The organism is Nitrospirota bacterium, from assembly GCA_040756155.1.
Taxonomy (GTDB): Bacteria; Nitrospirota; Thermodesulfovibrionia; order JACRGW01; family JBFLZU01; genus JBFLZU01.
Window position 1 is genome coordinate 46,768 of the sequence record JBFLZU010000029.1, and the last position, 5,366, is coordinate 52,133.

Below are 5,366 nucleotides of genomic sequence, written 5' to 3' on the forward strand. Positions count from 1 at the left end.
TCGCCTCAGCTATAGCCCTGTTAAACTCGGCAAGGAGTCTCTCACTCTTTTCTCTGAGCGCCTTCGCCTCATCAAGGGCAATAGAGATAGCATCTGACCTTTTCCTTATAATCCTGAGGATTGGTTTGAAAAGTAGGATATTAAGGATTATCAGGAGGAATAGAAAGTTGAAAAGCTGGATAAAAAACCATTTGTTTAGTTCAATCATTAATTACCACCATAATTATTCATTACCTGATTTCTATAATCTTATAGGTATAATTCATATCTGCTGTTTTCTTAAGCATCGCACCTACAGAACAATATTTATCCCAGGAGAGCGAAATCGACCTCGCCACAGCCTCCTCTGAGATATCTCTCCCTTTAATCACATACTCGACATCTATCTTTTTATAGACCATGGGATGCTCCTCAGCCCTTTCACCCTTTACATTTACCTCAAATCCCACCACACCCTGCTTCTTTTTCCTGAGTATCGATATAACATCCATTCCTGTGCATCCTGCAAGCCCGATAAGAACAAGTTCCATCGCCCTGAATCCTGAATTTCTGCCACCGTATTGATGATTGGCATCAAGGGTAAGGGTATGACCTGAAGAAGCTGTCCCTTTGAATTCCATCCCTTCTACAAGTGTAACATTAGCCTCTATCGCCATTCCTTTAAATAGCTCCGATAATAATCAAACTCTTGAAAAATAGCATATTAATGTTTTTATTGTCAAGGGAGTTATGTTTTTGAATATGTAATAGACTTATTAAAGATTTTTATGCCCTTATGGAGTGCCTTGAGATTAGCCTCCAGCATGTCTTGAGGAACATGTGTGGAAATCGCTTTCTCTATAGCGTTTATGGTAAATAAGAGCCTTTTATTCACCTGATATCTCTTTAAAACATGTGCCAGTGAACCAATAGCAATCATATTAGCAACCAGTATGTTATTAAACCTTTCCTTAGCTATCTGAGTAAATGGGATGCAGACTGCATCTTCACGGTATGGCTGGGAGACAAGTGTAGAGTCAACAAGCAAGAGCCCGCTGTCTTTTAGATAATGGATATGAATATCAAGGGATGCCTGATTCATCGCAATAAGAACATCAAGCATCTCTGTCTCTGGATAATCTATCTCTTCATCACTTATGATTATATCTGAGCGTGATGCCCCTCCTCTGGATTCAGGACCATAGCTCTGTGTTTGAACAACATTCCATCCCCTGTGGATGCCTGCTGCCTCGCTAAGTATCAGCCCTGCGAGGATGAGTCCCTGCCCTCCTGAACCACTCAACCTTATCTCATAACGCATAACCCCGGAACTCCTCCCATCTTCTTCATTATAACTACCCCTGCAACTTCTTCAAAATCTTACTCTGTACCCCATTTTATTGCAACTTTTTGCAGAGTTCCGACACTCTGGCGCCCAGCTTATTTGATAATTCATTTTTTGAATTTGTCTTTTTCACAGCCTAAATCTTTCCCTCTTTCCTCCCAAAAACTTGGATTTGATCAATTTTAACTGCTTATCTATTTCATTGAAAATTTTATTGACTTCTTCTTCGGTATATTCATAAGAACTCTTATTAGAGCAATTTCCTAAGATTCTTATCTTTTCAAGAATCTCATTTGTCCTTTTGGAAGCTATCCGCTTAAACCGTTCGCTCTTTGTCTCTTCCATGCTTTATCTTTCACCTCTTGGCCTTCTTCACGGATTTAAGTCTCTTGAGTCTCAGCAGGATTTTGAGGTCTTCCAGATCTCTCGATCTTCCTGCCGCCTGTTTCATCTTTATCAGATCATCGAGTGAGGCAAAATAGATAAATGTATCACCGAATTTTGCTCTCACCTTATTCTTCCATACCCGATCAAAACTTACTCCCTTCACAAAGGGATGGATGTCGGTTTCTACAGCATACTGGCGAATCAGGATTTTCTTTTTGAGCAGATCCTTTATACTTAATATCTGTTACATCGTACCCGAATTCTTTTAGTGTATTCCATGCCCTTTCAGCGTTGGATTTCTCGGGTCTTATAAAAATATCTATGTCTAAGGTTGCGCGTGCATAACCGTGAACAGGGAAGGCTGTAGCCCCGATTATTACAAAATTAACTTTATGTTCTTTTAATAATCTCAAAAGGCTTTCTGTGTCCACTTTTCTCCAGCAGATCTTTTATCTCTTTTGTCTTTTTGAACATAAGCTCAAATCTTTCTCGTGAGGTAAGAGACATCTGATACCTCAATTCAAATAAAATTTCCTTTGCTTCATTGTGCCTGTTTAGTTTCAGTATTGGGCTCATAAATTAAAATACAATATATCATATATTTCAATCATTGTCAATATATTATTTAATATTTTGGTAAATAATTGAAATATTTATACTTTAATAATTGATTTATTCTGTTTTTTCAATGTGTTCCGCTCCCCACTTTCGCGGTGACAAGTTTACCCCCTATCCTTAATCAAGTTGAGGACAGGCTTGATACGGAGCAGGAATGACAGTTTATATCTACAAATAATAAGGAATTCAGGGAGACAACTTAAAATTCACAAACTCTTTAATCCTTAAAAAATCCTTTGTATTATGTGTTACTACAAATGCTCCTATTCTCTTTGCTGAAAAGGCAATCAAAACATCATTGGTAATCTTTGATAAAAACTTATCTTCAAATCCATATTTCCGTCCAAGCTTTGCAATAACCTTTCCTGTTCCTTGCCAGTCGGAGGCATCAGGCACCACTATTCTATCAATACTATAAAAGGTTTCATACATCCTGTCCAGAAGCTTAACTGTTACATTATCGAAGGTCCCTGCATAAAGTTCCTCAATAACCACTGCGCTCATATAAAGCAGTGGTGTTTGATATTCAAGTTCAAGTATAGGATGAGTAATGCCTGCATTGATGAAAGGAATATATATTGAAGTATCAAGAATAATCTTAACAGGAGACCCTGCCATAGACATCCTTAATATTTCCTTTGCCCTCGATCGAAGCAAGCATTTCTTTTATTTTGCTATTTGCTATCATAAGGTCCAATGCCTTATTTATTGCCTCAGTATCTGTCTTTGCCTTTGTGATTTTCCTGACAGCCTTGATCTTTGAAGAATCAAGAATAAACTGTTTCCTTACTTTTAAAGTTGTGCTCACGATTATCACCTCCATGTGTATTTTATAAAATTATATACACATTGTCAACGCATTAAAATCCTGAGATTCTCAATTCCTTACAACTCCTCATGCGGTCTTTCTGCTGCGACCTTCTCCACCTTCTCAATGACCTCAACCTCTCCCCTTGCCTTCTTCCTTATATGCTCGTATTCCTCAGCATAGACTGGAAGTTCTTTATCAATAAGGACGCCTATTGTGAACTTTCCCGTCATATCTTTATCCTTCGCCTTTTCAACCTGAACCACATGATCCCTCTGATAGAAAAGCATATCTACCGCTGAGCCCATCCTGTTAAGTCTACCATAATAAACATGACAGTGGCTTATAACCTCCACTACACCGAAGCCCCTCTTAAGCAGTGCCTTCTCTATTAATCTATCGAGCATCCTTGCATGAAATACCGTCCCCCTCGCAACAAATGGCGCACCTGCTGCCTCCACAAGCCTCGATATATCAAAACTGTGTTCTATGGTACCATAAGGGGCTGTGGTTGCCTTTCTGCCATAATCCGTGGTTGGTGAATACTGTCCACCTGTCATTCCATATATACTGTTATTGAGAATAATTGCAGTGATGTCTATGTTTCTCCTTGCGGCATGTATGAGATGATTCCCTCCTATGGCAGTAGCATCTCCATCTCCCATAACGACTATGACCTTAAGTTCTGGGTTAGCGAGTTTGATGCCTGTTGCAAATGTAAGTGCCCTGCCGTGTGTGGTATGAAGGGTATCAAAATCACAGTATGTAGCAATTCTTCCAATACATCCAATACCAGAGACCATGACAATCTCATTCTTATCCCAGCCCGTTCTATCTATAGCCCTTATCAGAGCGCTTAGCAGAATTCCGTTACCACATCCCGGGCACCAGACAGTGGGGAATTTCTTGTCATGTCTGAGATACTTATGTATCAGCCTCGTAAGTTCAATCTCTTTTTCTTCTTCTTTTTCCACCATGCCAGTATCTTTCCTTTACTATATTTGCTCTTTTATTGCTTCGATTATCTCCAATGGTTTTATCATCGTTCCATCTACCCTGTTTACCCGCACTACAGGACAGCAACATGCCCGCTCGATTTCTCTTGCCATCTGTCCCATATTCATCTCCGGCACTATAACAGCCTTAGTCTTCTCTGTATGCTTCTTAATGAACTTTTCCATAAAGGGCCATAGGGTAATGAGTTTAATCAGACCTACCCTGATTCCCTGGATCCTTGCATCCTTTACAGCCCTCAATGCTGACCTGAAAGATGCACCGTAAGAAACCATGAGAATCTCTGCATCTTCTGTAAAAAACCCCTCTGCCGATTGTATATCCTTGAGGTTCTGTTGGATCTTTCTATGGAGTCTGTTTATAAACATTGGAACCTCATCAGTCCGGGATGTTGGAAAACCCCTTATATCATGCGTAAGACCCGTAACATGGTATCTATAACCATCACCGAATATCCCCATCGGTGGGACTCCAGCAGGTGTGTCCTCATATGGTATATACCACTCGGGAGGCATCGTTGGTCTCACCCTGTTAAAGACCTCTACTTCATCAGGGGAAGGCAGCGTTACCTTTTCCCTCATGTGTCCGATAATCTCATCAGAAAGGAGTATCACCGGTATCCTGTATTTTTCTGAAAGGTTAAACGCCCTTACTGTAAGGTCAAGGCACTCTTTTACCGAAGAAGGTGAGATCACCACAGCAGGGTGATCACCATGTGTCCCCCATCTTGCCTGCATTACATCACCCTGTGAGGGGCCTGTCGGAAGTCCTGTGCTCGGACCACCTCTCATAACATTAACAATCACGCATGGTATCTCCGCAGCTATCGCAAATCCCAGGTTTTCCTGCATAAGTGAAAAACCTGGTCCACTTGTCGCAGTCATAGCCTTCACCCCTGCAAGGGATGCCCCTATTACAGCACCGAGGCTGGCTATCTCATCCTCCATCTGTATGAAGGTTCCTCTAATTTCAGGCAGTCTTCTTGACATCATCTCTGCAATCTCTGAAGATGGGCTGATAGGATAGCCTGCAAAGAACCTGCAACCAGCAGCTATTGCCCCTTCAACAACCGCCTCATTACCCTGAAGGAGAATCTCTCTTTTAATCTTTTTACTTCTCACTTCTCACTTTTCACTTTACACTCTTCACTGTTTTTAATATCCGCTTCTTCATCCCTGTTATCGCAAAGTCAGGGCAGTGGACATCGCAGTTGCC

The 5,366-nt window shown here is 40.9% G+C and carries 11 protein-coding genes; all 11 read right to left on the minus strand.

The features are described 5' to 3' along the window. The coding region (locus tag AB1488_02710) for an ATP synthase F0 subunit B (protein MEW6409009.1) at window positions 1-208 on the minus strand (208 nt) is incomplete at its 3' end. Window positions 209-230: 22 nt separating this feature from the next. After that, window positions 231-656 carry an OsmC family protein gene (locus AB1488_02715; protein MEW6409010.1) on the minus strand — a complete coding sequence of 142 codons (426 nt, stop codon included), beginning with the start codon at window positions 654-656 and terminating at the stop codon, window positions 231-233. Between the two features lie 71 nt (window positions 657-727). After that, window positions 728-1,300, minus strand: coding sequence for a 2-oxoacid:acceptor oxidoreductase family protein (locus tag AB1488_02720; GenBank protein MEW6409011.1), 573 nt, complete (start codon window positions 1,298-1,300; stop codon window positions 728-730). Window positions 1,301-1,453: 153 nt separating this feature from the next. Next, window positions 1,454-1,669, minus strand: a complete 216-nt coding sequence (locus AB1488_02725; GenBank protein ID MEW6409012.1) for a hypothetical protein — start codon at window positions 1,667-1,669, stop codon at window positions 1,454-1,456. A gap of 10 nt (window positions 1,670-1,679) precedes the next feature. Beyond that, window positions 1,680-1,835, minus strand: coding sequence for a hypothetical protein (locus AB1488_02730; protein ID MEW6409013.1), 156 nt, complete (start codon window positions 1,833-1,835; stop codon window positions 1,680-1,682). 19 nt (window positions 1,836-1,854) lie between these two features. Then, on the minus strand, window positions 1,855-2,124 hold the full coding sequence (locus AB1488_02735) for a hypothetical protein (protein MEW6409014.1): 270 nt from the start codon (window positions 2,122-2,124) through the stop codon (window positions 1,855-1,857). Next, window positions 2,102-2,287 (minus strand): hypothetical protein, encoded by a 186-nt coding sequence (locus AB1488_02740; protein MEW6409015.1) that lies wholly within the window; start codon window positions 2,285-2,287, stop codon window positions 2,102-2,104. Before AB1488_02740 ends, AB1488_02735 begins: the two co-directional genes overlap by 23 nt. Before the next feature lie 228 nt (window positions 2,288-2,515). After that, window positions 2,516-2,947 carry a type II toxin-antitoxin system VapC family toxin gene (locus tag AB1488_02745; protein ID MEW6409016.1) on the minus strand — a complete coding sequence of 144 codons (432 nt, stop codon included), beginning with the start codon at window positions 2,945-2,947 and terminating at the stop codon, window positions 2,516-2,518. Further along, on the minus strand, window positions 2,928-3,137 hold the full coding sequence (locus AB1488_02750) for a type II toxin-antitoxin system VapB family antitoxin (GenBank protein MEW6409017.1): 210 nt from the start codon (window positions 3,135-3,137) through the stop codon (window positions 2,928-2,930). Before AB1488_02750 ends, AB1488_02745 begins: the two co-directional genes overlap by 20 nt. Before the next feature lie 77 nt (window positions 3,138-3,214). Further along, window positions 3,215-4,114: a 2-oxoacid:ferredoxin oxidoreductase subunit beta gene (locus AB1488_02755; GenBank protein MEW6409018.1), complete on the minus strand. Its 900-nt coding sequence runs from the start codon at window positions 4,112-4,114 to the stop codon at window positions 3,215-3,217. A gap of 18 nt (window positions 4,115-4,132) precedes the next feature. Further along, window positions 4,133-5,272, minus strand: coding sequence for a 2-oxoacid:acceptor oxidoreductase subunit alpha (locus AB1488_02760; GenBank protein ID MEW6409019.1), 1,140 nt, complete (start codon window positions 5,270-5,272; stop codon window positions 4,133-4,135). Window positions 5,273-5,366 lie beyond the last annotated feature (94 nt).